This is a genomic window from Brevibacillus centrosporus (genome assembly GCF_003710815.1).
Classification (GTDB): Bacteria; Bacillota; Bacilli; order Brevibacillales; family Brevibacillaceae; genus Brevibacillus; species Brevibacillus centrosporus.
The window spans coordinates 226,286-251,862 of sequence record NZ_RHHP01000010.1 but is presented as its reverse complement, the minus strand read 5'-3'; the positions used below and the strand labels follow the sequence as shown (position 1 = coordinate 251,862).

The window sequence follows — 25,577 nt, the reverse complement described above, 5'->3', positions numbered from 1 at the left end:
TTATGAAGGGGGGCGATGAAGGATGTTCCAGGATTTCAGGCTCGTCGATGACCGGCCGGTCGCGATACAAGTGAAAGAATACGTCAAACGTTTAATCATAAAAGGGGCGCTGCAAGCAGATCAAAAGCTGCCCTCCACACGAGAAATGAGCAGTCTGCTGAGGGTAAGCCGCAATACAGTCATTACAGCCTATGAAGGGCTTGAGGATGACGGCTATACGTATGCGATACCCGGCAAAGGCAGTTTTGTGGCAGCCATGACGAAAGAGCACGAAAGAGCCGACAGTCTCGACTCCCTGCAGATCGATTGGAAGGAACGAATGAACGAGTACGCTTTATTGGCGGAAGAGCTGGATTTGATGAAGAAAGGCATTCGCGCCAAAAAAGGAACCATCTCCTTTACAAGCATAGCTCCGGATGAGCAGTTATTTGATCTTGGGGACGTAAAGCGTGCTTTTTTAGATCGAATGGCAATCGAAGGACAGGTGCTGCTCAACTATGGCTATGCCAAGGGCTATAAGCCACTGATTGATTACTTAATGCACTACATGGAAAACAAGGGAGTCGATCTTTGCGGCAAGGATATGCTGATTACGAGCGGATTTACAGAAGGCTTCGACATTGTGCTGGCTGCACTTCGTCCTTCTGCACGACGTGGGACCGCAATCTGTGAAAATCCGACCCATCCTACTGCGATCAACAACTTGAAGCTGCAAGGGTTTGAGATTACCGGCATTCCAATGGAGGCTGATGGGATCAGTATCGACCATCTGGAAAAGGTGTTGCAAAAGCAGACGAACAGCTTCGATCTTGCTTATTTAACCCCTTCGTACCACAATCCAACAGGCATCGTTATGTCACCTGCAAAGCGCAGCTGCGTGATGAGACTCATGAAGCGCTATCAGATTCCTGTGATCGAGGATGGATTCAATGAAGAACTCCGCTACTCGGGAGCCCATGTTGCGCCACTAATCGCGACCGCCGGGCACGGAAATGGGGTCATCTATATTGGCAGCTTCTCCAAGGTGCTGTTCCCTGGCTTACGTGTGGGCTGGGTGTTGGGAGATCGAACCCTGATCGATGCGTTGGAAAGCATAAAGCGGGCACGCAGCATCCATACGTCAACCGTTGATCAATCGATCCTGTACCAATATTTGCTAAATGGTAAATTCGATAAGTACGTAAAAAAAGTACGTGCGGAGTATAAGCGCAAATACGAGCTGACAAAAGCATGCTGTGATAAGCATCTTCCTTGGGCGCAGCTGTCTGGCGATGGCGGCTTGCATGTATTTCTCACCTTTCCCAAAAGCATAGATACATGTCAGCTTCTTGAAGGTTGTTCCAAACAAGGCGTTATTTTTACACCGGGAGACCGATTTTTTATTCGAGAAGGAGAAGGAACGAATACATTGCGGCTAGGTTTTTCTCGAGTCACAGATGAAAACATCGAGCGGGGTATTCAAATAATCGGCAGGCAGGCACGCCACTTGCTCTCAGTCAGCAAGAATACATGATAAGAATAATGAGGTGTAAAAATGAGAATTGGCGTTATAATGGGCGGTATTTCCTCTGAGCGTGAGGTGTCTGTACAGACAGGAACAGAAATGATCAATCAGTTGGATCGCAGTCAATATGAAGTGATTCCGATTCTGATTGAAAAACGAACGGATTTCCTTACACAGGTTCAGCAAGCAGGGATCGATTTTGCACTATTGGCGCTGCATGGTCAGTTTGGTGAGGACGGTACGGTGCAGGGAGCACTGGAGACACTGGGAATTCCTTATACAGGAAGTGGTGTCCTCGCCAGCAGCTTGTGCATGAATAAGCATATGACCAAGATGCTGCTGAAGACAGCAGGTGTGCAAACGCCTATGGGCCTCTATTGGCAGGGCATCGACGATTACGATCCGCAGGCGGTAGTGCAGCTTGGCTACCCAGTCATCGTGAAACCGAATAGTGGGGGATCTAGCATCGGCATCCAGCTTGTGAAAGAGGAAAAAGAGCTGCTGCCTGCTGTTCAGAAAGCTTGCAGCATGAGCGAGGCGATCCTGATCGAGCCTCATTTGAAGGGAGCTGAGATTACCTGCCCGATTCTGGACGGCGAATTATTGCCAATCATCGGAATTCGCTCTATGCATTCGGAATGGTTTGATTACCACGCGAAATACGAAGCAGGCGGTGCCGAGGAAAAGGTCATTTCGCTTCCGCCGACTATCGAACAGCGTGTACGTGAGGCTGCACTTGCCAGCTACCGTCTGCTTCATTGCAAGGTCTACGCTAGAGTCGATATCATCCTGTATCAGGACGAACCGATTGTGCTGGAAGTGAACACCTTACCAGGAATGACCGCCAACAGCCTATTGCCAAAAAGCGCAGCTGCAGCAGGTATACCCTATACCCAGCTGCTTGATCGACTTATTGCTCTCTCCCTCCATGAGCGAATGAAGGAATGGGGAGCGTTTAAAGAATAGCCTAAAGACGAACGCAAAGCAGCGACATCCGAGGAGGGACTAACAAATTCCAAGGCGTCGCTGCTTTTTTTGTCTCTTGAATTCATATGCTCTCGGATCACTCCATCGTATTTGGCGCCTCCTCATCGCGCATAGCTCCTGCTTCACGAGAGGTCATTGCGCCTATTCCTGCCTGCAGATCATTTTGAATCTCTTGTTTTACTTTTTGTGCATCTGTTCCTGCAAAATCTGGTTCCAAAATAGAGTCAACGCTATGATTTGCCCGTTGATCCTGCTGCATCGTAGTCCTCCTTACATTTTTTTCAACATAGGTATTATGGCCAATGAAACCAAGATCTTTTCCCATTTGTACTAGATTTGTTTACTACGAGGAAAGTGCGGGCGAAAGGAGGGACAAGATCATAATCCACTTGTCCCAAGCATACTTTAGGATAAGCATAGCATCTAAAGATAATTGTGCTCATCTAAATATATGTTGATTTCTCATGTAAATTGCTATATAACTTATTTAGAAGTATTATTATTTAATACTTAATTTAAATGACAGGAGAGGAAAAGATGGACTCTATGGCAACAGCTAACACTGGAAAGTGCCCGTTTTCGCATGGTAGCACGACGAGTCACCATCCGAGTGCTACATCGAATAAACACTGGTGGCCCAACCAGTTGAACTTGCACATCCTGCATCAGCATGACAGAAAGACGAATCCAATGGGCGAAGACTTCGATTATGCAGAAGAATTCCAAAAGTTGGACTACCAGGCTCTCAAGCAAGACTTGTATGATCTCATGACGAACAGCCAGGATTGGTGGCCTGCCGACTACGGACATTACGGCCCACTGTTTATCCGTATGGCCTGGCACTCGGCTGGTACATATCGTACGGGTGACGGCCGCGGTGGTGGTGGAACGGGAACACAGCGTTTTGCTCCACTGAACAGCTGGCCAGATAACGGTAACCTTGATAAAGCCCGCAGGCTGCTTTGGCCCATAAAACAAAAGTACGGCAACAAAATCTCTTGGGCAGACTTGCTCATTCTAGCAGGGAATGCTGCTATTGAATCCATGGGTGGGAAAACGATTGGCTTCGGTGGAGGTCGTGCAGACGTATGGCATCCAGAAGAAGATATTTACTGGGGTGCTGAAAAGGTATGGCTCGATGATAAGCGCTACACCGGCGATCGTGACCTGGAGAATCCGCTTGCAGCTGTACAGATGGGTCTCATCTATGTGAACCCGGAAGGTCCAAACGGCAATCCAGATCCGCTCGCCAGTGCACGCGACATTCGTGAAACCTTCAAACGCATGGGAATGAACGATGAAGAAACCGTTGCCCTCGTCGCTGGCGGCCATACGTTTGGCAAGGCACACGGCGCAGGAGATGCAGCACTGGTAGGTCCAGAGCCGGAAGCAGCCCCTGTGGAAGCAATGGGCTTAGGATGGCTGAGCGCACATGGTTCCGGAAAAGGCCGCGACTCCATCACCAGCGGTATTGAAGGGGCTTGGACGGCGAATCCGACTCAGTGGGACAATGGATTTTTTGAAAACCTGTTTGGCTATGAATGGGAGCTTACCAAGAGTCCGGCTGGTGCACATCAGTGGGCTCCTGTAAATCCTGCTGAGGAGCATCTTGCACCAGATGCCGAGGATGCATCTGTTCGGGTTCCGACGATGATGACCACTGCGGATATGGCATTGCGCGTGGATCCGGAATATGAAAAGATATCTCGACGCTTTTATGAAAATCCAGAAGAGTTTGCCGATGTCTTTGCGCGTGCATGGTTCAAGCTTACTCACCGCGACATGGGGCCTCGCGCAAGGTATCTGGGCCCAGAGGTGCCAGCAGAAGAATTTATTTGGCAAGATCCTGTACCCGCAGCTGATTATGAATTAACGGATGCAGATGTAGCAGAGCTGAAAACACGGATCCTGGACTCGGGACTTACCATTAGCGAGCTGGTAAAAACGGCTTGGGCTTCTGCCAGCACCTTCCGTGGCTCGGATATGCGCGGCGGCGCCAATGGTGCTCGCATTCGCCTTGCTCCACAGAAGGAGTGGGACGTAAATGAGCCAAAACAGCTGGAAAAAGTGCTGACGATTCTCAGCGTAATTCAGGAGGACTTTGGCAAAAAGGTCAGCCTGGCAGATCTGATTGTACTCGGGGGCAGTGCTGCAGTTGAAAAAGCTGCGCAAGAGGCAGGCTTCGATGTAGAGGTTCCATTTGTCCCTGGACGTGGCGATGCAACCGAAGAACAAACCGACGTGGAAAACTTTTCCGTACTTGAGCCAGTCGCGGACGGTTTCCGGAACTATCAGAAGAAGCAATATCGCGTAAGTCCAGCTGAGCTCCTCGTTGATAAGGCACAGCTGCTAAACCTTACGGCACCAGAAATGACTGTGCTCGTAGGTGGTATGCGCGTTCTCGGTACCAACCACGCTGGCACCAAACACGGTGTATTCACGGAGCGAGTAGGAACACTCACGAACGACTTCTTTGTGAACCTGCTTGATATGGGGATTCAATGGAAGCCTGTAGACGAGGGCGTATTTGAAGGGCGTGATCGCAAAACAGGTGAGCTCGTGCGTACCGCGACTGCTGTCGACCTCGTGTTCGGTTCCAACTCTGTTCTGCGTGCCATTGCGGAAGTTTACGCGCAGGACGACAACAAAGAGAAGTTTGTACGTGACTTTGTCGCCGCTTGGGTTAAGGTGATGAATGCAGATCGTTTCGACTTGAAGCGATAAAAGGAAAATAGGGAAATCTATAGCGAGAGCAAAGAACAGTATTTGCTAGAAAAATACTGTTCTTTTTTTGTGTGCGCAATTATTATTCCTGTCAAATGGAAAGAGTAAAGGAAAAAATTTTGGCAGAAATGTGAAAACTGGTACTTTTGTCACGATAAAAAAGTCCTGATAAAATGACGGATAAAAATAGAACGTGTTACTATATGAAAGCTGGTTTGAAAGTTTCGTTTCTTGGGAACTAAGAGTTTAGTGCAAAAGTAAAAAACAACAGTAAATGCCTCTGCGCCATTACTTTCCTCTCTAATCTATTAGACTTCTAACGAGAAGAGAAAATATTCGAGGGAAAGGAAGTATTCCGTAGTGATTTGCTCTCCGAAAGTGCGAATCGTACGCGAAGCGCGAATACACAATCACGAATAGCAAAGTGGCAAATAAAATAAAACAGTAAAATTAGGATAAAAGCTATCTCCCCAGGGAAGATAGCTTTTTATCGTTTACGTATCTGCCGCATTGTTATCAAATCGCATTTCGATGAATGCACGCAGGGCATTGCTGATAAAAGAATCTTTACGCATGATGAATTCGGTTTTCATATGGCGCAAAGAATCGGGAATCTCATGGGTGCGGATGATCCCCTCCGCCTCAGGTCGAGAGGTCACGGTCCGTGGGAGCAGAGAAATACCGAGCCCAGCGGAGACGCCGCCAATTATCGCCTCGATAGTCCCGAATTCCATGATGACAGGGGAGATAAAGCCACGCGTATGTAGAAAACGCTCGAGGACTTCCCGATACGTACAACCGTGGCCATAGACGAGGCTTGGTCGGGCAAGTGCTTCATCGAGGTCGGTAATGGCGGTTGCGGAAGCGATGACAAGCTCCTCATCAAAGGCCGGAATGGACTGTAGCTCCGGGTGCTCGCACTCGCAGCCGATAAAGGCTCCGTCCAGCTCGTAGTGCAACACTTTTTCCATTAAAAACTGCGTGTGACCAGTAGTCAGCGAGAGCAAAACATTCGGGAATTGCTCGTAGTAGGCTGCAAACAGCTTTGGCAGCCTAACAGCGGCCGCAGTCTGTGTGGATCCGATCATCAAGGGTCCACTAGGCTCACTGGTGGAGGTGAGTGCTTTGGTCGCCTCGTCGAGCATACCGACAATTTTATCGGCATAAGCAAGCAGCGTTATCCCGCTTGAGGAGAGAGTCATACCGCGATTATGGCGAAAAAACAGTACGGTGCCAAGCTCTGCCTCTAGCTGCTGAATACGTGCGGTGACATTCGATTGGACATAGCCAAGCCTGCACAAGCTCAAGTATGCCTGTCTGATTATCGTGACAACGTTTTTGATGGGAATTGCATTTCCTGTTGGCAAGCTCGGCCTTTCGTATGCACCACCGTTCCTTTTGATGGGCATTCGTTTTGTGCTGGCAGGAGGATTGCTTGCCCTTTTCTGCTACAAAAGAAAGCAACCCATGGGCAAGATGCAGTGGTTTCAGGCAGCCATCATCGGTCTGTTTCAGTCCGCTGGCGTGATGGGCTGCGCATTTTTCAGCATGCGCTGGATTACATCAAGCGAGTCCGCCATCCTAACCACCTCGAGTCCGTTGTTCGTGATCATCATGGGAACACTCGTCGCCGGAGCGGTTTACCGGGTACGTCAGTGGTTTGGTGTGGCAATCGGTTTCGTTGGCGTGGCGATTGCACTTGGATTTCATCTCGGTATGCAGCCAGGCACGTTCATTAGTCTCGCGGGTGCAGTCAGCTTTGCTTCGGCGACTCTTTTTATCAAACGGTGGTCTCCGAACTTTGACTTAAACGTGCTGGCTGCGTATCAAATGCTGGCTGGCGGAATCGCGTTGCTCCTCATGAGCTTTGTCACCGAACAACTTTTTTTTACGGTCACAGTCACATCTGTTGCAGTCGTGCTCTGGCTCGCGGTCATGTGCTCGATTGTCCAGTTTACACTCTGGTTTTATCTGCTTCACCGCGGCGATCCTGGGAAAACGAGCTCCTTTCTTTTTCTCGTGCCGCTTTTCGGGGTGTTCACCAGCTGGCTTTTACTCGGTGAGCGCGTGGAATGGTACGTCGGCGCGGGTGGTTTATTGGTCGGCATCGGTATTTTCTTGGTCAATTGGGAAGGGAATCGACTGGTCGCGGCGTCATCGAAAAAGATAACGTAATCAAATTAAAATGGTCATGGAGTGATCGAATATGAGCTTGAAGAACCAAGTAGCGCTAGTTACAGGCGGTGGTACCGGAATCGGCAGGGCAACAAGCTTGATACTGGCCCAGCAGGGGGTACTCGTCGCTGTGAACTATTCCCGTTCTGAGGAAGAGGCGAAAGAGACTGTGCAGCTGATTAAAAAAGAAGGCGGCAAAGCGATTTGTGTAAAAGCCGACGTATCCAACGACAAGGAAGTAAGGCAAATGGTAGACACGATTGTAGAGCAGTTCGGAACAGTCAATTTGTTGGTAAACAACGCAAGTATCACGCGCCACATCCCAATGGATGACCTGGAAGCGCAGACGTCCGAAATGTGGGATGAGCTTTACGATGTCAATGTCAAAGGAATGTTTTTTTGTGCGAGAGCGGTAGCACCTTATATGAAGAAAAAGAAACGCGGAGCTATCGTGAATGTGGGGAGCATCGCTGGTCTGACCGGAACAGGATCATCGCTTCCGTATGCCGTTTCCAAGGCTGCGGTGCATGGGCTGACAAAATCGCTCGCTCATGCTCTTGCCCCGGAAATTAGAGTTTGCAGCGTTGCCCCAGGGGCAGTCGCTACGAGATGGTGGGCAGGTCAGGAAGAGAGGATGAAGCAGCTGGCTGGTCATCTGTTACTGCAGAGGATCGCAACGCCAGAGGATATCGCCAAGCTGATTTGTGCCGTGTTGGAGCAAGAAGCGATGACAGGTCAAATCATCACAGCTGATTGCGGGCAGATGGGAAGTTAAATCAAAAAGCCGTCCTATAAAAAGGGCGGTTTTTTGATTTTTAAACAAATATTCAGAATTTGTTGACCGAAAATCATATATGATATATAGTATACGAAACGGATAAATCGAGGTGAAATCATTGGTTCAAGAAAATGAAGCAAACGTTTACACAACGAAATCAGATATCGTCCACAAGGTACTGAAACAAAAAATTATAGACGGCGAGCTTGCAATGGGTGAGAGCATCAACATCACGAAGATCGCAGCTGAGCTAAACATCTCCATCATTCCTGTGCGAGAAGGTCTCAAGCGATTGGAAACGGAAGGCTTGGTCGAGTTTTTCCCGCATAAAGGGGCACAAGTAAAGACGTTCAGTTCTACAAAAATAAAGGAAATTTACGATATTCGCGCTGTACTGGAGGGGTTGGCGGCAAGAGAAGCGATCGCCCATCTTGATCCCGATAAAATAGAGCAGCTGAAGGCAATGAACGAACAAATGAGACAATATGCGAACGAAGCAGATGACGAACGCTTTGGTCAAGCAAACAAAGATTTTCATCGATTCATGTATCAAAATGCTCAATATCCGACTCTCTTTGATATGATTTTCAATCTGTGGGAGGGGCATTGGACGAAGGCGATCTTTGCCTTTCACCCGGAGAGAATGCATGATGCTGTAGCCGAGCATGATGCGATTATTGAAGCAATCGAAGCAAAAGACGGAGTGAAAACAGAGCAATTGGTGAGAGCGCACAAATTGAAAACAGCAAAGTTGTTCGAAACGATCTCGAAGGAAACGAAGGGATAAAATGTCTCTTCATGTGAGCGGTTACATTCGCCAGTGGATAGTACTTCTCATTTTCGATGAGGGTCCTATTTTCACATAAATTAGAAAGGAAAGGGATGGAGAAGATCATGACGAGCAGCTGGAAAAACGAAAATTGGTGGGTTAGTCATTTCAATTTTAAGGAAGAGGTAACGAAGCAGTTTCATATCCCACACAAAGTGGAGCTTCATGACGCGACCCTGCGAGATGGGGAACAGACAGCGGGTGTTGTGCTAAAGCCGGAGGAGAAGGTGGAAATTGCCAGGAGACTAGGAGAGGCGGGAGTCCATCGGATCGAGGCGGGAATGCCTGCCGTTTCGGAGCAAGATCGAAAAGCGATTGCGGATATTAAAAAGCTGGGCTTGGACTCGAAAATCTTCGGCTTTGTCCGAGCAAAAGAAGAGGATATCCACATGTGTTTGGAGTGCGGAGTCGATGGGGTCATCATCGAATTGCCGATTGGCAAACCCAAATTGGATCTGCAATTCAACTGGTCCGTAGACCGCGTAATCGAATCTAGCATTACTGCCATAAAAAAAGCAAAAGAGCTGGGGCTGTATACCGTCTTTTTTCCTTACGATACGACGAGAGCAGACGAGGCAGATTTCGAAAAATTGTTAACAGAAGTTACGGCCGAAGCGTTGCCAGACTCCGTAGGTATTGTCGATACGATGGGCTGCATTTTGCCAGAAGCAACAGAATATATGGTGAAATTCGTGAAGGAGACGACGGGTGGGCTTCCGGTAGAGATCCATACACACAACGACTTTGGCTTAGCCGTTGCCAACTCGCTCAGAGCGGTAGCAGCAGGTGCAGAGGTTGTCCATTGTTGTGTGAATGGCATGGGCGAGCGCACAGGAAACGCCGCATTGGAAGAAGTGGCTGCTGGCATTCAAATGCTGTACGGCAAAGATATTGGGATAGATATTCCAAAATTAATGGGATTATCTGAGTTAGTTGAGCACTATACGAATTTCCCGCTCGCTGTAAACAAGCCCATTGTAGGCACTGCCAATTTCACCCGAGAATCGGGTATCGGGGCAGATACCCTGCTCAAGCATCCACTTGCCATGTTTGCGTTAAATCCCGGATATCTCGGACGACAAGCAAAATTGGTATTGGGTAAGAAGAGTGGAATGACATCAATCAATGTTCGTCTGCAAGAGCTGCAAGTGACACTCGACGAGGAAGCAAAGAAGCAGCTTCTCACAGATGTGAAAAACATGGGAATCGAGAAGAAAAGAATTTTAACAGACGAGGAATTTGTTCAGCTCGTTAAAAAATACCCGGTGTTACAGTGATTATTGGGTAGTGTCACGGGAGGATTGTCGATGATTGAATTTTCTTACAGTGAACCCGATAGCTTGGTAGAACTTCTTGAAATGCTAGAGGAAGGCGGAAATACGGCCGCACTCTTGGCTGGCGGCACAGACCTGGTGAATCATATACGCATCGGAAAACGTACTCCGAACAAAGTAATCAGTCTCAAAAGCGTTAGGGAGCTGAATCATGAGCTCACCTTTTGCCAGGATGGGATTACGATCGGAGCACTCACTACCCTCTCTGCCATTGAGAAACATAGCGTAGTGCGCGAGATGTTCCCTGCGCTTGCCGAGGCGGTCAACAAAATTGGTTCCACGCAGATCCGAAACAAAGGGACCCTGGTTGGTAATCTGTGCAACGCCTCTCCTGCAGCGGATGCGATTCCGGCTCTTCTGATTTACAATGCAGTGATCCATATTGTCAGCAAGAAAGACCGCAGAACCGTGCCTGTAGAAGCATTCATGAAAGGGCCGGGAAAAACGGATCTGCAACAGGGAGAGATAGTAGAAAGCATTTTCGTACCTACTCCTCCTGCGAATTCTGGTTCCTGCTACTTGAAATCGTCACGCAGAGATGGAGCAGACTTAACCATCGTAGGAGCTGCAGCATTAGTCGCTCTGTCTGGAGAGGTGAGAATCGGACTTGGGGCAGTAGCGCCAGTGCCATTTCGGGCGCATGCCGCTGAGAAAATGGCCAGGGATGAGCCAGTAAACCTAGATGCGGCTTTGGACGAAGCGGTAAAACAAGCGAATCCAATCTCTGATTTGCGTGCAAGCCGCGAATATCGCCTCGCGATGATCAAGACTTTCACACGCAAGGCTATCCATATCTGCCGAGAAAGAATTCAGAAATAAAACAAGATTTAAACTAATCGTCGGGAAGTGATGCAATGAGTACGGACCTCATAGAGATTCATTTTTCACTGAATGGGGAAAGAAAGACGATCGAGGTCAAGCCGTATCATACATTGGCACAAGTGCTGCGGGATCAGCTTGATTTAACTGGCACCAAATTGTGCTGCGAAGAAGGCGAGTGTGGGGCATGCACCGTTATTCTCAATGAAAAAGCAGTAACCTCCTGCATCGTATTGGCGCCTGAGATCAATGGCTGCGAGCTGAAAACCATCGAAGGGCTAGTGCAGGACGGTGAGCTGGATCCCGTGCAAGAGGCATTTATTGAAAAGGGAGCGGTTCAGTGCGGATATTGTATCCCGGGAATGATTATGTCAGCAAAAGCATTGCTCCAGGAAAATAATGACCCATGTGAAGCGGACATCCGGGAAGCATTGGCGGGAAATCTTTGCCGCTGTGCCGGATACTACCGGATTATTGATGCCGTGACGTCAGCTGGTAAACAGATCAGAGAAGCGAACGCTGCTAAATCGTAGACGAGGAAGGTGACGGTATGTCCTTTGAAATCATTGACTTGAGCTTACCGCTGGAAAACTACGCGAGTGAGCCGTATCCACCGAAAATTATCCATTTTGATCATGCAGCTGGTGCACGACGTCTTTCCGCACTTGCAAAAGTAGATCCTACAGATTTTCCGGATTCCATGGGGCTAGCAAATGAGATCGTCGAGGCGACCACCCATTCCGGTACACATGTGGATGCTCCGTGGCATTTCGGCCCTACGACTGAGGGAAAACCTGCGAAAACCATCGATCAGGTTCCGCTTGAGTGGTGCTATGGTCCGGGGGTAGTCATAGATGTCAGACACAAACAAGCAGGGGAAGAGATCACCGTCTCCGATCTTAAAACAGCGCTCGAAAAAATCTCCTACACGCTGAGAAAAGGGGATATCGTTCTCCTACATACGGGTACGGATAAACTTTGGGGCACATCGCGCTACGTCGATAGCCAGCCAGGGCTCGGTGAAGAAGGGACGGATTGGCTGGTCCAACAAGGAATCAAATGCATTGGCATTGATGCTTGGGGATTGGATCGATCCGTGAAATACATGACAGAGGACATAAAAGCGGGGAAAGACAAAGGTCTGCTATGGCCAGCACATATGTATGGCAGAAAGCGCGAGTACATTCAAATTGAAAAACTGGCAAATTTGGATCAACTTCCTCGTCCCTACGGTTTTACGGTCTCTGCCCTGCCTGTAAAAATCGCGAATGCATCCGGTGCTTGGTGCAGGGCAGTTGCAATCGTAAATGAAGAGTAGCTCTCAATACTATGAAGAAAGGAATCGGGGTGAAATCATGGAGTTTGACGTTGTCGGAAAGGACATAAAACGCACCGATGCATTAAAAAAGGTAACCGGCACTTTGGATTATGTGATTGACCAGAAGATGCAGGGAATGCTGTACGGAAAATTGCTTCGCTCCGAACATGCCCATGCCAAAATCGTGAATGTGGACGCTTCAGCAGCGAAGGAGATCCCCGGCGTGTATGACGTCATCACTTCGACTGATTTACCGCAGCCTGTTCCGCGCTTTGGACCGATCAAACAGGATCAGCCATTGCTTGCGGATAGAGTGGTGAACTACCATGGGGAGCCGGTCGCGGTAGTGCTAGCAGACAGTGAAGAGGCGGCACAGAAAGCTCTCAAAAAAATCAAGGTAGAATACGAAAAGCTGCCCTCTGTCAGTAAATTAGATGATGCTTTGCGAGCGGATGCACCGATCGTAAACCCAGATAGTATCGGTATGTATGAAGAGCTTGGCTCTAACATCTGTGGAAACTGGAAATTTGGGTGGGGGGATGTCGAAGCGAAAAATCGCGCGTCCTCCTTCATGCTGAAAAATGTGTATGAGTTCCCGATGATTCACCACTTTCCGATTGAACCCTTCTCCTGCATTTGTTACCCCGAGAATGGCGGAGTCGCGATCCGAAGTCCGATCCAGCATCCATTCATTTTGCGTCGTGTCGTAGCGAAGGCTTTACACATGGAGCTTTCCCAAGTTCGCGTGATCGGAAACGCAATCGGAGGAGGCTTCGGGGGCAAAGGCTATCCGAAGATTGAGCCACTTACCGCCTATCTTGCTCTGCATACTGGCAAGCCGGTAAAAATCGTCTTGTCATTAGAGGAAGGTTTTTTCTCGGCACGACGTTCTTCCTCCAGGGTGACGATGAACACAGGCTTTGATCTCGAAGGCAAAATTCAATTTCAGGATGTGAAGGTTGAATTCCTGGTCGGAGCTTATGCGGATACCGCGCCGCGGGTTGCTTCCAAATCAAGCTATCTCGGATGTGGGCCATACGTGACGCCGAATGCACGTATCGATTGTCGTGCCGTTTACTCGCATACAGTACCGAGTACAGCCTTTCGAGGGTTTGGAATGCCGCAGATTGTTTGGGCGGTAGAATCTCAGATGAACGAGGCAAGCAAGGTATTGGGTATTGACCCGCTCGAGATTCGATTGCGAAATCTGCCTAAAAAAGGGGAGATCTTGGTACCCGGCGACAGACCGGTTGATGGAGATTGGGAACAAGGACTGCGTAAAGCTGCCGAGACGATTGGGTGGGGCACAGAGAAACCGGATGGCATCGGCCGCGGGATCGCCATCGGAATTAAAAATCCGATTCCCGCTTCTTTATCCAAATCTATCGTAAAGCTGCACGCGGATGGGAGTGTTACGGTCTCAGTCGGTACTTCAGAAATGGGGCAGGGAGCACGTACAACGATGGGACAGATCGCAGCGGAATCAATAGGGGTACCGATGGAACGAGTCTCACTCATTATGGCTGATACTGGTGCTGTACCTTTTGATACGGCAACAGCTGGCAGTCGTTCTACCGTGGCTATGGGAAATGCAGTCGTCTCTGCTTGTCATGACATAAAAGAACAGCTGACAGAGATGGCGCACGAACTCTTCGCAGACGGTTCCCAAGAGGAGGTGGTCATTTCTAGGGGAACGATAGAGGCTTACGGAAAATCCCTTTCCTATGCAGACATCCTCGCAGAATACTTTGGCCCAAATATGGGTGAGGTTGTGGGAAACGGGACCTACAAAGGCAGTAAAATTGAAGGCCATCCAGTAGGCGGGAAGGCAGATTTCTGGGAAATTGTATTCACTGCCGCTGAGGTGAGCGTAGACACAGAAAGCGGTAAGGTCTACACGAACAAGCTCGTGAACGTAAGTGATGTAGGGTGCATCATTAATCCGTTGCAGGCGGAAGCACAGGAAGAAGGCGCAGCCATCATGGGGATGGGCCACACGTTTATGGAGCAGATGGTTTATGACGATTCAGGCCGACTAGTTAATGGCGGTGCCCTCGATTATCGCGTGCCGACTATCATGGATATACCAGCAGAATTCATCAGCAAATTCATTGAAAATCGCGACGGTGCAGGTCCTTTTGGAGCGAAGGGGATTGGAGAGAGTGGAATCATTGCAATTGCTCCAGCTGTAGCCGCTGCAGTGAATGATACCCTCGGCATTCGATTTCGGCAGCTTCCATTATCGGCAGAAAATGTATGGAAAGAACTACATCGTGAATCGAAGTAAACGGTAAGCACAAAAAAACACCCGACGAGAGCGCATACAGAAACACGTTCACTCTGGCCGAGGATTACGAATGTTTCTGAAATCGCTTTCAGTCGGGGGACAAAAGAAATCATCCTGAGACAGGGAAGACCCAATTTCAAGATATTCCCTGTAATCTTACCACTAAGCATGCTTGTAGTAAACGGATTGTGATGGCAGAGAATGGTGAATCGTTTAAAGAGTCCATTAACCAAAAGAGGTGAATAGAAATGGGTTTCGGTGCTGACACAAGTCTGAAACTGAATGCGACTTCCGTTTACACGCGGAATGAAACGCTTTTAGTGGTATTCTTTGCTTTCTTGGGTGCGCTATTTGATGGAATTGAACTTAATTTGATTTCATACCCGATGGTTTACATCTCCAAATCACTTGGAGTCACGACTGCTGATATGGTAACTGTGCTTACATGGCAAGGCTTGGCATCCTTGGTGGGCGGATTCTTATTCGGCTGGCTCGGTGATGTCATTGGTCGCCGCTGGTCGTATGCTCTCTGCGTTCTCATTTACGGGGTAGGTGCTATATTAGCGGCTTTCATCCATAGCTATGACGTTTTCCTGATCACCCGAATTTTTGCTGGGATCGGCATTGGCGGTCAATTTGGTTTGGTCTTCACCATGTTTACAGAGTGCTGGAAAACAGAGAAACGTGGAACCATGGGTGGACTTATCCAATCAATGTTTGTTGTTGGCCAAATTGTAACCGTTATCGTCACTTACTTTTGTCTTCAAGCATTTGGTGCGGATGAAGGCTGGCGCGATGCCTTTCTCATCCTGGGTGTGCTGAGTGTCATTGTCGGAGTTGCTTCGATTTTCTACCTGCCGGAATCCAAGCTGTGGCTGGAGTATCGGGAGAAGCTGCGCGCAGGAACACTGCCCGTAGAATTAAAACGCACAGGTGTTCCTTTGGTCGACATTTTCAAAAACGGCCTGGCATATGGCACAACCATGTTCATGATCGTTTCAACGGCTGTGTTCATCATTTCCTACCAAACCATAACGTATCAATCTACCTTCTTGCTGAAAGAAGCAGGAGTCCCACTCAATCTCACCAGCGTAATCGTATTGATCGCTTTGTTCATCACAGGGATCGCTTACGTAATCGTTGGCTACATCTCGGATAAGTTAAATCGGAAATGGGCGTTTTTCTGGGGAGCAGTTGTGGGTCTGATTGGCTTTGGTTCCTTCCTGATTCTCGCTTTAACCGGAAACATAGCCATCGGAGAAAACTTCTTGTCTTCCCCCATGTTCTGGAGCCTGATGATTTGTAATGCAGGTTACGCCGGGTTCGCAGTGCTGGGCGTATGGATGTCTGAGTTCTTCCCAACTAGACTTCGCGCAACGGGAAATAACGTTTGCTACTACGTGGGTCGTGGCTTAGGTGCTGGGTTGTTCCCGCTGATTGCTATCAAGATCGCCGGGTCTGTTACGATGGCCTTGGCACTTGGGATTATCGGCGCCATCGCGGCTGTCGTCTTTGCCCTATTTGCTGCTGATAGGACAGGTAGAGAAATCAACGCGATTGAGTAGATAGAGAAACGAAAGAGAACGAGGAGCATGATGATCCAAGACATGCTCCTCTCGATTCTATTTCTTTGTAAGAGGGTGGATACATATGCGCGTCATGATTAAAAGAGTGACAGACGGAAAAATTACCCTGCAGGAAACATCAAAAATGGCGATTATTACTATGAATCGTCCTGCCTCACGCAATGCACTTACTTCAGACATGTGGCTGGAATTGGCGCGTCTGGTAAAGAGCGTCGAGTCTAACCCCAAAAACAAGGTTGTCATTTTAAAGGGGGCACGTGGACAATTTTCTGCTGGCTCAGACATCAGGGAATTCACCCAAATGACGGCTGACGAAGCGAATGCAGCATTTGAAAAAATGGAGGATGCTATGGCAGCGATTGAAAACATCTCCTTGCCTGTCATCGGTGTCATCGATGGGCCGGCCATGGGTGCTGGTTTTATCCTGTCGCTCGCATGCGATATTCGTATCGGTACCAGAAATACCAAAATGGGAATACCGGTTGGTAGACTTGGCATTACATTGGGGCCATCCTTTGTTCAGCGTATTGTCAGACTGATTGGACCGAGTCGCACGAAAGAGTTGGTGTATACAGGAAAAATCTATGATTACCATGAAGCCAAACAACTAGGTTTAGTCAATGTATTCGTGGAAAATCGTGAAGAGCTTGAGCATACTTGCCTGAAAACGGCTGGAATCATGGCAGACCAGTCAATGGCCTCCCTGGCAGCGGTTAAGAAGGCAGTCCATTTATGCGAGCAGCAGACCCATGCTCCGTGGAAATATATAGACCCTGTTGATTTTCATGAAGGCTGTCTCTCCTTTGTAGAAAAACGGAAGCCGCATTTTGGCTAACGAGCTCTTCCATGTTCGATCTAGACATCCTGTGGGAAAGTGGGGGAAGGGTCAGTGAAAGAATTTTATCGACTGCTAAAGGTAATGAAGGCGCATCCATATTCTCCTATGGCTATAGCAACAGTCATCCGTGTCGAAGGCTCTGCTTATCGGCATGAGGGGGCAAAAATGTTGTTCGTGGCGGAGGAACCATACGGAACAATTAGTGCGGGTTGCTTGGAAAATGATTTAGCCTATCGTGCCCAGGAAGTGATGGAATCCAAAGTGCCGCAAACCATCTCGTATGATTTACGAGCAGGTGACGCACTTTCTTGGGGCCAAAGTGCGGGATGCAATGGGAAAATTACCATCTATGTGGAACCGGTAGCCTGGAATTCTACATGGGAGCAGTTGGAGGGCTTACTGGACGCAGGTGAAAAAATTCTATACGCCAGGGGAATCGGGGAGAGGGCGATCACACCGTTTTACCTCGCTTCTCAGAATGGAAAATGGCTTACTTGCGGAAATGAACAGAGTCGCCCGGATATCCATGCTATCATTGAAAGTTTTATCGATACAAACAAGACTTTCGCATTAATCGATCAAGCAGAATGGAAGAGTACGATTTTACTAGAAATCTATGAACCGAAAGATAGATTGTATGTATTTGGCGCAGGGCCCGACGCAGAGCCATTGGTAGAATTGGCAGAGAAGATGGATTTTGCGACAACGGTGATCGATCCGCGAAGCAGCAGATGCTGTGACAAGTACTTCCCGAGTGCCCATCAGCTGATCGTGGAGCATCCGGAAACATTTTTGAAGGAAGGCAAGATCCCCGATCACAGCTATGCGTTGATTATGACCCACAATTTTGATCGAGACCGCACGATCCTGAACCATCTCATCAAGCAGCAGGTAAACTATTTAGGGGTTTTGGGGCCCAGAAGAAGAACGGAGAAATTGCTTGCACCCACAAGACTTCCAGATCGGGTCTACTCGCCGGTAGGAATGGATATTGGAGCGGAGGGGCCTGAAGAGATAAGCGTCAGCATCGTTGCCCAATTATTGAAAGTGAGAAATGAGCGTAAAGCGTTGTCCTACACCTCACTCCTATCATTTTGATCCCCTAATAAAAAGAAATGACCCTTAGGAGAGTCCTAAGGGTATTGCTATTTCCGATCGAAGCTTCCTTCTATTCAGCCAGCAGTTTCTCCTCTTGCTCATCCCACATGGCAAACAAGGATTGCAGCTCTGCTCCTGTGTAAGCTCCAACCACTCTCACATTTCGATGAACCAGCTGCACGCCAACCATCACCGAGACAAACTCATCATCTGCTCGCAGCAATGCTATCGTTTCTTTGTCTCCTGTGATCAGGACGAAGCCGTTGAGGTCGCTGCCATGAGGCTCAAGAACAACGACTTCAAAGTGTTCAATTTTTCCTTCTTGCTGTAGTCGTATACAGTATTGCATTGCGTTGTTAAGCGTGGCTTGCGCGGCTTTCTCGCGCCCCGCGATAATTTCACCCCAGCCAACCATTAGCGAACCTTTTGCCATATCAAACTGTCAACTCCTTATCATGGTAATATTATCCTAGGTAATAAGTATCGCATTGTCAATATATTCCGTATGTACCGACACAAATCTATCAATCTGACATGAGGCAGCGTAACGGGTTGTTCGACGACAAAAGCCCAGTGCAAAAAGCAGTGTGCTTGCGTTCGCTTGCGAGCACACTGCTTTTATTTGCCTTGTGAAAAAGAGGAAAAAGGAAAGGGCCTAAACCTTGCTTGCTAGCTTCGCCTTAAACTCCAAGCGCTTGCGGTGCAGGATGGGGTCCGTGTATCCGTTTGGCTGCTCGCATCCTTTGATAACGAGCTCTACTGCTGCCTGAAAGGCGACAGAGTCTTCGTAATCGTCGGCCATCGGTCTGTACGCAGGGTCTCCCGCATTTTGTTGATCTACGACTTTGGCCATGTTTTTCATCGTGGTGAGAACCTGCAGCGTCTTCAGATTGGAAGCGGGCTGGACATCATAGTATTTCTTCAGCACTTGGTAGGTAGAAATCGATTCGGCAATATGCTTTTCTAGGTTTGGAAACCGGGTCAACGGATAATAGACGGTTTCCCATACGAGTGGGGCGTCGTTCACATAATGCAGCCGCTTCAACTGGAGTATGGATGTTCCGGGCGAAATTTGCAGAGGGGCAGCAATGACTTCATCTGCTTCAAGAATCGTAGTAGAAACGATCCGTGGCTGCGGCATCTTGCCGGTCTGGGTGAGAAATTCTGAAAAACCGTTCACGGCGATCAGCTCGCGTTTTAATTTGCTGGCTGTGACGAAGGTGCCTTTGCCTTGCTGACGCTGCAAGATTCCCGCTTCAACCAGCTCTGTTATCGCTCGGCGGGTTGTAATCCGGCTCACACCGTACATTTCGCAAAGCTCTCCCTCTGGAGGAAGCTGCTGTCCGACTTTGTATACGCCACGATTGATATCTTCCTTGATGACCTCTTTTAGCTGGAGATAAAGCGGCTTGATTTCGCTTAGCGATGTAAAATAATATTCAGAATAATCTGGACGCATTGCGGGTGATGTGTTAATAATATAGAGAAGCTACTTTATAAAACCAGTGGAGAAAGTAACTGATATCTGCGATTGGAAGGGAGGAGGGCAGCAGTGGATAGAAACGAGTACGCAATCGGGCTAGATTTGGGTGGAACGAAGATTCTGGCTGGATTGATAGACGGCAGGGGACAGATCGTAAGCCAAAAGCAGCTGCCGACTTCTTCGGATGATGGTGAACAAGCGGTAATCAATCGGGTTTTGGCCGCGATCGAAGCCGTGATGGCAGACGCAAGCGTGGAGGGAAATCAGGTGCGAGGGGTGGGAATCGCTTCGGCAGGAGTCATCGACAGCGCGAAAAACGAGGTGATTTTTGCGAGCAATCTCGGGTGGCGCAACGTTCCCATCGGCCAGCTGATTCAGGAGAGATTCGACCTTCCTGCGTATTTGATGAATGACGCGAATGCTTCGGCGGTAGCCGAGTGGATGTGGGGAGCGGGCAAAGGAACGCAAAATATGATTTACGTCACTGTAAGTACAGGCGTAGGTGCGGGGATCATTTGTAACGGCCGCCTGCTCACAGGAAATGATGGCAGCGCAGGCGAATTCGGGCACATATCGATCGATTGGAAGGGGCCGATCTGCCGCTGCGGGAACAGGGGGTGCCTGGAGAACTATTCGTCAGGCACTGCGATTGAAAATATGGCGCGAACAAAAATAGCAAACCGCGATTCATCGTTTTCCGGAAGCTTATTGGAAGGGCACGAAGCGCTAACGGCAAAGCAGATTGGAGAAGCGGCTCTCCAGGGAGATCGGTTTTCGATCGGCATTTTGAAGCAGGCGGGCTTTTATTTAGGGATTGGAGCGACGAATTTAATCCATTTATTTAATCCGGAACTGCTCGTGTTCGGCGGTGGGGTCATGAACTCGGCTCCTGTTATTTTGGAGGAGATTGAAAAAGGCGTGACAGCGCATTGTATACCCGGCTTGGCGAACCAAGTTCGCGTGGAGCTAAATCAATTAGGGACAGAATCAGGCGTCATGGGAGCGGCAGGCTTGCTATTTTCTACGCAAGAGAGGTCTGGAAAATATTCATTTTTATAATTGAACATGTATTGCAAAAATTGAGATAATTTTGTATCATCTATTTAATAACTCCAATGGAAAAATTAATTAGCGATGAAGACAGATCATTAGGAGGCTAAACGTGAGAAAAGTAAAAGTCGCGGTAATCGGTGCAGGTTCCATTTCAGACATGCATATGCAATCGTACCAAAACAATGAAAAAGCTGAGCTGTATGCAGTCGTAGATTTCAACGAGGAACGAGCCAAGGAGAAAGCGGAAAAGTTCAATGCCAGAACCTATTATTGTCGATTGGAAGACGTATTTGCAAATGAAGAAATCGATGCTGTAAGCATTTGTACCTGGAACAACACGCATGCAGAGATTTCGATCGCCGCTTTGAACGCAGGCAAGCACGTCCTGCTCGAAAAGCCTTTATCCACATCGGTTGAAAGCGCTCTGGAAATCGAGGAGGCAGTAAAACGCAGCGGAAAGGTCCTGCAGGTTGGGTTTGTCCGAAGATACGATACGAATGCTCAGCTCTTGAAGCAGTTCATTGATGCGGGAGACCTCGGGGATATCTACTACGCCAAAGCATCCTGCCTGCGCCGTTTGGGAAATCCGGGTGGATGGTTTGCTGACAAGGAGAGATCCGGTGGAGGGCCGCTGATCGACTTGGGCGTCCACGTGATCGATCTTTGCTGGTACTTGATGGGTTGTCCGAAAGTGAAGACCGTCAGCGGAAATACATACAACAAGCTTGGTAATCGCGCCAACGTCAAGAACCTTTCCTTTTACAAAGCAGCCGATTACGACCCCGGAAAAAACACGGTAGAGGACTTGGCCAATGCGATCATTCGCTTCGAGAATGGAGCCTCGCTCATGGTGGATGTAAGCTACACGCTCCATGCGAAAAAAGAAGAGCTGTCTGTCAAGTTATATGGCGACAAAGGCGGTGCCGAGGTAGAGCCACAGCTTTCCATCGTAACGGAAAAACACGATACGATCCTGAACGTGAGTCCGCAGATCGATAAATTATCGTTTGACTTTAAGCAAGGCTTTCAAAATGAAATTGATCACTTTATCTCCAGTGTTCTTGGTGAGAAAGAGACTCTCAGCCCTGTACAAGATGGCGTAGAGATGATGAAAATTCTTTGCGGAATCTACGAATCGGCGCAGCAAGGACGCGAAATCGAATATTGAGTCAGGCTATTGGCAGTGTACCTTGGGACATCCAGATTTCATCTATCAGATAAAAATTGTAAGGGGGAAAAGGTTATGAAAAAAGTGTCCTATTTTCGAGCAGCATCTGTCTTCCTTTTTTCAGTAGCTTTACTAATTGGGTGTTCCAGCGGTAACAGTCCTACGAGTTCAGGCAACAGCGCTGCTCCAAGCACTTCCACTGCACAAGAGACGCCATCGACAAAGAAAGATGAACTGGTGGTGGCGGTCAACGAGAACTTCATCACGATGGACCCGCAAAATACAGGTGACGCATTGTCATCAGGTGTGCAGACCTCGATGTACGAAGGGCTGATGATCTATGACAAAGATCTAAAATTGATCCCTGGACTTGCGACTGAATATTCTGCGAATCCAGAGGCTACGGAATACACGTTTAAACTGCGCCAAAACGTGAAGTTCCATGATGGTCCCCCCTTCAACGCAGAAGCGGTCAAAATCAACTTTGACCGTATGAGCAATCAGGAAAACAACCTGCGTGCGTATCGAAATTATAAGTATATCAAGAGCACGGAAGTCGTGGATGAATACACGGTAAAAGTGACACTGAACCAGCCGTTTAGTGCGATGATCAACAAATTTACTACGGGAATCATCAGTCCGCAAGCTTTGGAGAAGTACGGAAAAGACATTGCGAAGAATCCGGTAGGAACCGGGCCATACAAATTTGTAGAGTGGGTGCAGGGCGACCATCTGACGGTCGAGCTGAATCCGGATCACTGGAACAAAGGTGCAGCGAAGGTTGCCAAAATTACGTACAAACCCGTTCCTGAAAATGGCTCTCGCGTAGCGATGCTCAAAACAGGTGAGGCAGACGTCATTTATCCGCTGCCTGAACAGCAAGTAGAGACTTTGAGCGGAGCAGAAGGCGTAAAGGTGGAGCGCACACCATCGACGATTACCCGTTATGTATCGATCAATATGGTGAAAAAGCCATTTGACGACCCGCGCGTCAGACAAGCCATCAACTATGCAGTAGACAAGGATGCGTTCATTAAAGTAGTCAAAGCGGGTTATGGTGCGAAGCTGGAATCCCTCATGTCGCCTACGATCGCTCACTACGCCAAACAGGGTGAGTATGAGTACAACGTGGAAAAAGCGAAGCAGCTGCTCAAGGAAGCTGGCTACGAAAACGGCTTTTCGACAGAAATCTGGGGCAATACCAACTCGGATACGATGAAAGGTATGCAGTTCATCCAGCAGCAGCTGCAAAAGGTCGGCATCACGGTAGATGTGAAATCGATGGAAGAAGCCACCCTGTCTGACGAAATCTACAACATCAAATCTCCAGAAGAAGCAAAAATGCAGATGTGGTATGTAAGCTGGTCTTCTGCAGACCCTGACAACGCGATGCGCTCCCTGTTCAGCAGCGAGAACTTCCCGCCAGCAGGAGCCAACACCGCTTTCTACAAAAACGATCTGGTCGATAAGAGCATCAAGGAAGCTACCCAATCCTCTGACCAAGCGAAGCAAAAAGAACTGTATGGAATTGTACAAGAAAACGTATTTAAGGAAGCGCCATGGATTTTCCTCGCAGTCGATGAAATTTTGTACGGAAAACGCAGTAACGTAGACGGTGTTTACATCACGCCAAGCGGCGGCATCTACGTCAGAGAAGCGGAAATAAAATAAATCGAAAAAGTGGCGTTGGGTCACAAGCCTGTTGCCCAGCGCCGCTTTACTTTTCCCTATTTAGGAGGAACCGATATATGTTCCGTTATATCGTGAAGAGGCTTATCGGGATCATTCCGATCATTTTCATCGTGTCGCTGCTCATTTTCTTCTTCATTCACTTGGTACCAGGTGATCCTGTACGTTTAGCGGCGGGAAAAGAGGCAACGCTGGAGGAAATCACGCGGGTTCGTCAGGAATTGGGATTGGATAAACCATTGGCGGTGCAATACCTGAACTATATGAAAAACTTGTTCACAGGTAATCTGGGTCACTCGTTAAAGACAGGTCTTCCGATTAGCGATATGTTCGAAAATCGGTACGAGATATCGTTGAAATTGACATTTATGAGTCTAGGCTGGGCGCTTGTTCTGGGTTTAGTAATCGGTACGATCTCTGCTGTGTTCCGCAATAAATGGCCCGATTTTTTAGGGATGCTTACGGCGATTTCAGGCATTTCCTTACCCGGATTTTGGCTGGGACTCATTCTCATACAAGTGTTTTCCGTTCAGCTCGGTTGGTTTCCGACAGGTGGGACAGACAGCTGGAAAAGCTATGTTCTTCCTTCTATTACACTGGGAGCCGGAATCATGTCGATGCTAGCGCGCTTCACCAGATCCTCGCTGCTCGAAACCTTAAAGGAAGACTTTATTCGGACCGGTCGGGCAAAAGGCTTGAAGGAATCGGTAGTCGTACGCAAGCATGCGCTGAAAAACTCGATGTTTCCTGTCGTCACCATAGCAGGCCTGCAATTCGGATTTTTGCTGGGCGGCTCGGTTGTGGTGGAAACCGTCTTCAGCATTCCGGGAATGGGGCGGCTTCTGATTGACTCGATTGCCTTCCGCGACTACCCAGTTGTGCAAGCGGTCATTCTGCTGTTCTCGCTGGAATTCATTTTGGTGAATCTCCTGGTGGATATTTTATACAAAGCGCTCAATCCGAAAATCCGCTTTGATAGCTAACCAAAAGGGGTGAGATGTTTTATGGAAGCAGTGAAAGAAGTAAGTCAAATCTCTTTGGTTTCCGAGGAAAAGAAGCGCTCGAGGATGAGTGAGTTTTGGACAAAGTGGAAGAAACAAAAAACGGCATTTTGGGCTGGCTTTTTTATCATCTTCCTGCTCCTCGTCGCCGTATTTGGACCCATTCTTGCGCCGTACGATCCTTATGAGCCCGATTATGATGCGATCCTGCAGACACCATCTCAAGCGCACTGGGCAGGGACGGACGAATATGGCAGGGATATCTTGAGCCGGATCATCGTAGGTGCCGGCATATCACTCAGTGTCAGCTTTACCTCGGTCTTGGTGGGAGCGGTGATCGGGACGATTTTGGGATTGTGCAGCGGTTATTATGGGGGTTGGCTGGATCGCCTCATCATGAGGTCCAGCGACGTGATGTTTGCCTTTCCTGATCTTCTCCTGGCGATTGCGATTGTCGCGATTCTCGGTCCTGGCTTAACGAACGTGGTGGTTGCCGTAGCCGTATTCAGTATCCCTTCCTTTGCTCGTTTGATTCGCGGGAACACGCTTGCTGCGAAGGAAGCGGTTTTTGTAGAGGCGGCGAGATCCATGGGAGCCAGAAGCAGCCGGATCATTTTTCGCCACATCTTTCCGGAGACCGTCTCGAGCATGATCGTATTCTTTTCCTTGCGTATCGGAACATCCATCTTGGCAGCGTCGAGCCTTAGCTTCCTCGGATTGGGAGCAAAGCCTGAGAGTCCTGACTGGGGAGCGATGCTGAGCATGGGGCGCGATTATCTGGACACCGCACCGCACGTCGTGATGATCCCTGGTTTGGTCATCTTCCTGTCCGTGCTGGCGTTCAATCTGGTGGGCGATGGCTTGCGAGATATTATGGACCCGAAAACGAAGAATTAATCGAGGGAG

At 48.6% G+C, this 25,577-nt stretch carries 23 protein-coding genes; 19 read left to right on the top strand and 4 right to left on the bottom strand.

Annotation, left to right across the window (positions count from 1 at the left end):
* Positions 1-22: 22 nt before the first annotated feature.
* Both EDM55_RS11500 and EDM55_RS11495 read left to right on the top strand, forming a co-directional pair.
* On the top strand, positions 23-1,513 hold the full coding sequence (locus EDM55_RS11500; RefSeq protein ID WP_122960401.1) for an aminotransferase-like domain-containing protein: 1,491 nt from the start codon (positions 23-25) through the stop codon (positions 1,511-1,513).
* Between the two features lie 21 nt (positions 1,514-1,534).
* Complete coding sequence (locus tag EDM55_RS11495) at positions 1,535-2,470, top strand: D-alanine--D-alanine ligase (RefSeq protein ID WP_092276561.1); 936 nt, start codon at positions 1,535-1,537, stop codon at positions 2,468-2,470.
* Positions 2,471-2,567: 97 nt separating this feature from the next.
* On the opposite strand, the gene EDM55_RS11490 is transcribed toward EDM55_RS11495, so the two are convergent.
* Positions 2,568-2,750, bottom strand: coding sequence for a hypothetical protein (locus tag EDM55_RS11490; RefSeq protein WP_122960400.1), 183 nt, complete (start codon positions 2,748-2,750; stop codon positions 2,568-2,570).
* A 278-nt stretch (positions 2,751-3,028) separates the two neighbouring features.
* On the opposite strand from EDM55_RS11490, the gene katG reads away from it, so the two are divergent.
* Positions 3,029-5,215: a catalase/peroxidase HPI gene (katG, locus tag EDM55_RS11485; protein WP_122960399.1), complete on the top strand. Its 2,187-nt coding sequence runs from the start codon at positions 3,029-3,031 to the stop codon at positions 5,213-5,215.
* A gap of 494 nt (positions 5,216-5,709) precedes the next feature.
* On the opposite strand, the gene EDM55_RS11480 is transcribed toward katG, so the two are convergent.
* Entirely contained in the window at positions 5,710-6,522 is an 813-nt protein-coding gene (locus EDM55_RS11480) for a LysR substrate-binding domain-containing protein (RefSeq protein ID WP_246070796.1), read from the bottom strand.
* A 34-nt stretch (positions 6,523-6,556) separates the two neighbouring features.
* On the opposite strand from EDM55_RS11480, the gene EDM55_RS11475 reads away from it, so the two are divergent.
* From EDM55_RS11475 to EDM55_RS11425, 11 genes are all read left to right on the top strand, one after another.
* Positions 6,557-7,390 (top strand): DMT family transporter, encoded by an 834-nt coding sequence (locus EDM55_RS11475; RefSeq protein WP_307723909.1) that lies wholly within the window; start codon positions 6,557-6,559, stop codon positions 7,388-7,390.
* A gap of 31 nt (positions 7,391-7,421) precedes the next feature.
* Positions 7,422-8,165: an SDR family NAD(P)-dependent oxidoreductase gene (locus tag EDM55_RS11470; protein ID WP_122960396.1), complete on the top strand. Its 744-nt coding sequence runs from the start codon at positions 7,422-7,424 to the stop codon at positions 8,163-8,165.
* A gap of 121 nt (positions 8,166-8,286) precedes the next feature.
* A complete protein-coding gene (locus EDM55_RS11465) occupies positions 8,287-8,955 on the top strand; it encodes a GntR family transcriptional regulator (RefSeq protein WP_092276580.1) in 669 nt (222 codons plus the stop codon).
* 107 nt (positions 8,956-9,062) lie between these two features.
* A complete protein-coding gene (locus tag EDM55_RS11460) occupies positions 9,063-10,274 on the top strand; it encodes a LeuA family protein (RefSeq protein ID WP_092276709.1) in 1,212 nt (403 codons plus the stop codon).
* Between the two features lie 30 nt (positions 10,275-10,304).
* Positions 10,305-11,150, top strand: a complete 846-nt coding sequence (locus EDM55_RS11455; protein WP_092276583.1) for an FAD binding domain-containing protein — start codon at positions 10,305-10,307, stop codon at positions 11,148-11,150.
* 35 nt (positions 11,151-11,185) lie between these two features.
* Entirely contained in the window at positions 11,186-11,683 is a 498-nt protein-coding gene (locus EDM55_RS11450; protein ID WP_092276586.1) for a (2Fe-2S)-binding protein, read from the top strand.
* Between the two features lie 17 nt (positions 11,684-11,700).
* Complete coding sequence (locus EDM55_RS11445) at positions 11,701-12,468, top strand: cyclase family protein (protein WP_122960395.1); 768 nt, start codon at positions 11,701-11,703, stop codon at positions 12,466-12,468.
* Between the two features lie 37 nt (positions 12,469-12,505).
* Positions 12,506-14,755, top strand: a complete 2,250-nt coding sequence (locus EDM55_RS11440) for a xanthine dehydrogenase family protein molybdopterin-binding subunit (protein WP_170184295.1) — start codon at positions 12,506-12,508, stop codon at positions 14,753-14,755.
* A gap of 248 nt (positions 14,756-15,003) precedes the next feature.
* Positions 15,004-16,320 carry an MFS transporter gene (locus EDM55_RS11435; protein WP_122960394.1) on the top strand — a complete coding sequence of 439 codons (1,317 nt, stop codon included), beginning with the start codon at positions 15,004-15,006 and terminating at the stop codon, positions 16,318-16,320.
* Positions 16,321-16,405: 85 nt separating this feature from the next.
* Complete coding sequence (locus EDM55_RS11430; RefSeq protein ID WP_092276598.1) at positions 16,406-17,176, top strand: enoyl-CoA hydratase/isomerase family protein; 771 nt, start codon at positions 16,406-16,408, stop codon at positions 17,174-17,176.
* Positions 17,177-17,230: 54 nt separating this feature from the next.
* Positions 17,231-18,277: an XdhC family protein gene (locus EDM55_RS11425; protein WP_092276602.1), complete on the top strand. Its 1,047-nt coding sequence runs from the start codon at positions 17,231-17,233 to the stop codon at positions 18,275-18,277.
* A 70-nt stretch (positions 18,278-18,347) separates the two neighbouring features.
* Here EDM55_RS11425 and EDM55_RS11420 read toward each other — a convergent pair whose 3' ends face one another.
* Complete coding sequence (locus EDM55_RS11420) at positions 18,348-18,710, bottom strand: hypothetical protein (protein WP_122960393.1); 363 nt, start codon at positions 18,708-18,710, stop codon at positions 18,348-18,350.
* Between the two features lie 222 nt (positions 18,711-18,932).
* Positions 18,933-19,736, bottom strand: coding sequence for a GntR family transcriptional regulator (locus tag EDM55_RS11415; protein ID WP_092276609.1), 804 nt, complete (start codon positions 19,734-19,736; stop codon positions 18,933-18,935).
* Between the two features lie 93 nt (positions 19,737-19,829).
* Here EDM55_RS11415 and EDM55_RS11410 point away from each other — a divergent pair, with 93 nt between their 5' ends.
* The 5 genes from EDM55_RS11410 to EDM55_RS11390 all read left to right on the top strand — a co-directional run bounded on the left by EDM55_RS11410 (position 19,830) and on the right by EDM55_RS11390 (position 25,568).
* The gene (locus EDM55_RS11410; RefSeq protein WP_122960392.1) at positions 19,830-20,819 is read left to right on the top strand and encodes an ROK family protein; all 990 of its coding nucleotides are present in this window, start codon (positions 19,830-19,832) and stop codon (positions 20,817-20,819) included.
* 103 nt (positions 20,820-20,922) lie between these two features.
* The gene (locus EDM55_RS11405) at positions 20,923-21,981 is read left to right on the top strand and encodes a Gfo/Idh/MocA family protein (protein WP_092276615.1); all 1,059 of its coding nucleotides are present in this window, start codon (positions 20,923-20,925) and stop codon (positions 21,979-21,981) included.
* A 75-nt stretch (positions 21,982-22,056) separates the two neighbouring features.
* The gene (locus EDM55_RS11400; RefSeq protein ID WP_122960391.1) at positions 22,057-23,652 is read left to right on the top strand and encodes a glutathione ABC transporter substrate-binding protein; all 1,596 of its coding nucleotides are present in this window, start codon (positions 22,057-22,059) and stop codon (positions 23,650-23,652) included.
* Positions 23,653-23,729: 77 nt separating this feature from the next.
* Positions 23,730-24,653 carry an ABC transporter permease subunit gene (locus tag EDM55_RS11395; protein WP_122960390.1) on the top strand — a complete coding sequence of 308 codons (924 nt, stop codon included), beginning with the start codon at positions 23,730-23,732 and terminating at the stop codon, positions 24,651-24,653.
* 21 nt (positions 24,654-24,674) lie between these two features.
* A complete protein-coding gene (locus EDM55_RS11390) occupies positions 24,675-25,568 on the top strand; it encodes an ABC transporter permease subunit (RefSeq protein WP_092276628.1) in 894 nt (297 codons plus the stop codon).
* Positions 25,569-25,577 lie beyond the last annotated feature (9 nt).

What these genes read in the sequence shown, in the direction of transcription:
- EDM55_RS11500 (WP_122960401.1), top strand. Translation starts at nt 23, where the DNA reads ATGTTCCAGGATTTCAGGCTCGTCGATGACCGGCCGGTCGCGATACAA.
- EDM55_RS11495 (WP_092276561.1), top strand. Translation starts at nt 1,535, where the DNA reads ATGAGAATTGGCGTTATAATGGGCGGTATTTCCTCTGAGCGTGAGGTG.
- EDM55_RS11490 (WP_122960400.1), bottom strand. Translation starts at nt 2,750, where the DNA reads ATGCAGCAGGATCAACGGGCAAATCATAGCGTTGACTCTATTTTGGAA.
- katG (WP_122960399.1), top strand. Translation starts at nt 3,029, where the DNA reads ATGGACTCTATGGCAACAGCTAACACTGGAAAGTGCCCGTTTTCGCAT.
- EDM55_RS11475 (WP_307723909.1), top strand. Translation starts at nt 6,557, where the DNA reads ATGGGAATTGCATTTCCTGTTGGCAAGCTCGGCCTTTCGTATGCACCA.
- EDM55_RS11470 (WP_122960396.1), top strand. Translation starts at nt 7,422, where the DNA reads ATGAGCTTGAAGAACCAAGTAGCGCTAGTTACAGGCGGTGGTACCGGA.
- EDM55_RS11460 (WP_092276709.1), top strand. Translation starts at nt 9,063, where the DNA reads ATGACGAGCAGCTGGAAAAACGAAAATTGGTGGGTTAGTCATTTCAAT.
- EDM55_RS11455 (WP_092276583.1), top strand. Translation starts at nt 10,305, where the DNA reads ATGATTGAATTTTCTTACAGTGAACCCGATAGCTTGGTAGAACTTCTT.
- EDM55_RS11450 (WP_092276586.1), top strand. Translation starts at nt 11,186, where the DNA reads ATGAGTACGGACCTCATAGAGATTCATTTTTCACTGAATGGGGAAAGA.
- EDM55_RS11445 (WP_122960395.1), top strand. Translation starts at nt 11,701, where the DNA reads ATGTCCTTTGAAATCATTGACTTGAGCTTACCGCTGGAAAACTACGCG.
- EDM55_RS11440 (WP_170184295.1), top strand. Translation starts at nt 12,506, where the DNA reads ATGGAGTTTGACGTTGTCGGAAAGGACATAAAACGCACCGATGCATTA.
- EDM55_RS11435 (WP_122960394.1), top strand. Translation starts at nt 15,004, where the DNA reads ATGGGTTTCGGTGCTGACACAAGTCTGAAACTGAATGCGACTTCCGTT.
- EDM55_RS11430 (WP_092276598.1), top strand. Translation starts at nt 16,406, where the DNA reads ATGCGCGTCATGATTAAAAGAGTGACAGACGGAAAAATTACCCTGCAG.
- EDM55_RS11420 (WP_122960393.1), bottom strand. Translation starts at nt 18,710, where the DNA reads ATGGCAAAAGGTTCGCTAATGGTTGGCTGGGGTGAAATTATCGCGGGG.
- EDM55_RS11415 (WP_092276609.1), bottom strand. Translation starts at nt 19,736, where the DNA reads ATGCGTCCAGATTATTCTGAATATTATTTTACATCGCTAAGCGAAATC.
- EDM55_RS11400 (WP_122960391.1), top strand. Translation starts at nt 22,057, where the DNA reads ATGAAAAAAGTGTCCTATTTTCGAGCAGCATCTGTCTTCCTTTTTTCA.
- EDM55_RS11395 (WP_122960390.1), top strand. Translation starts at nt 23,730, where the DNA reads ATGTTCCGTTATATCGTGAAGAGGCTTATCGGGATCATTCCGATCATT.
- EDM55_RS11390 (WP_092276628.1), top strand. Translation starts at nt 24,675, where the DNA reads ATGGAAGCAGTGAAAGAAGTAAGTCAAATCTCTTTGGTTTCCGAGGAA.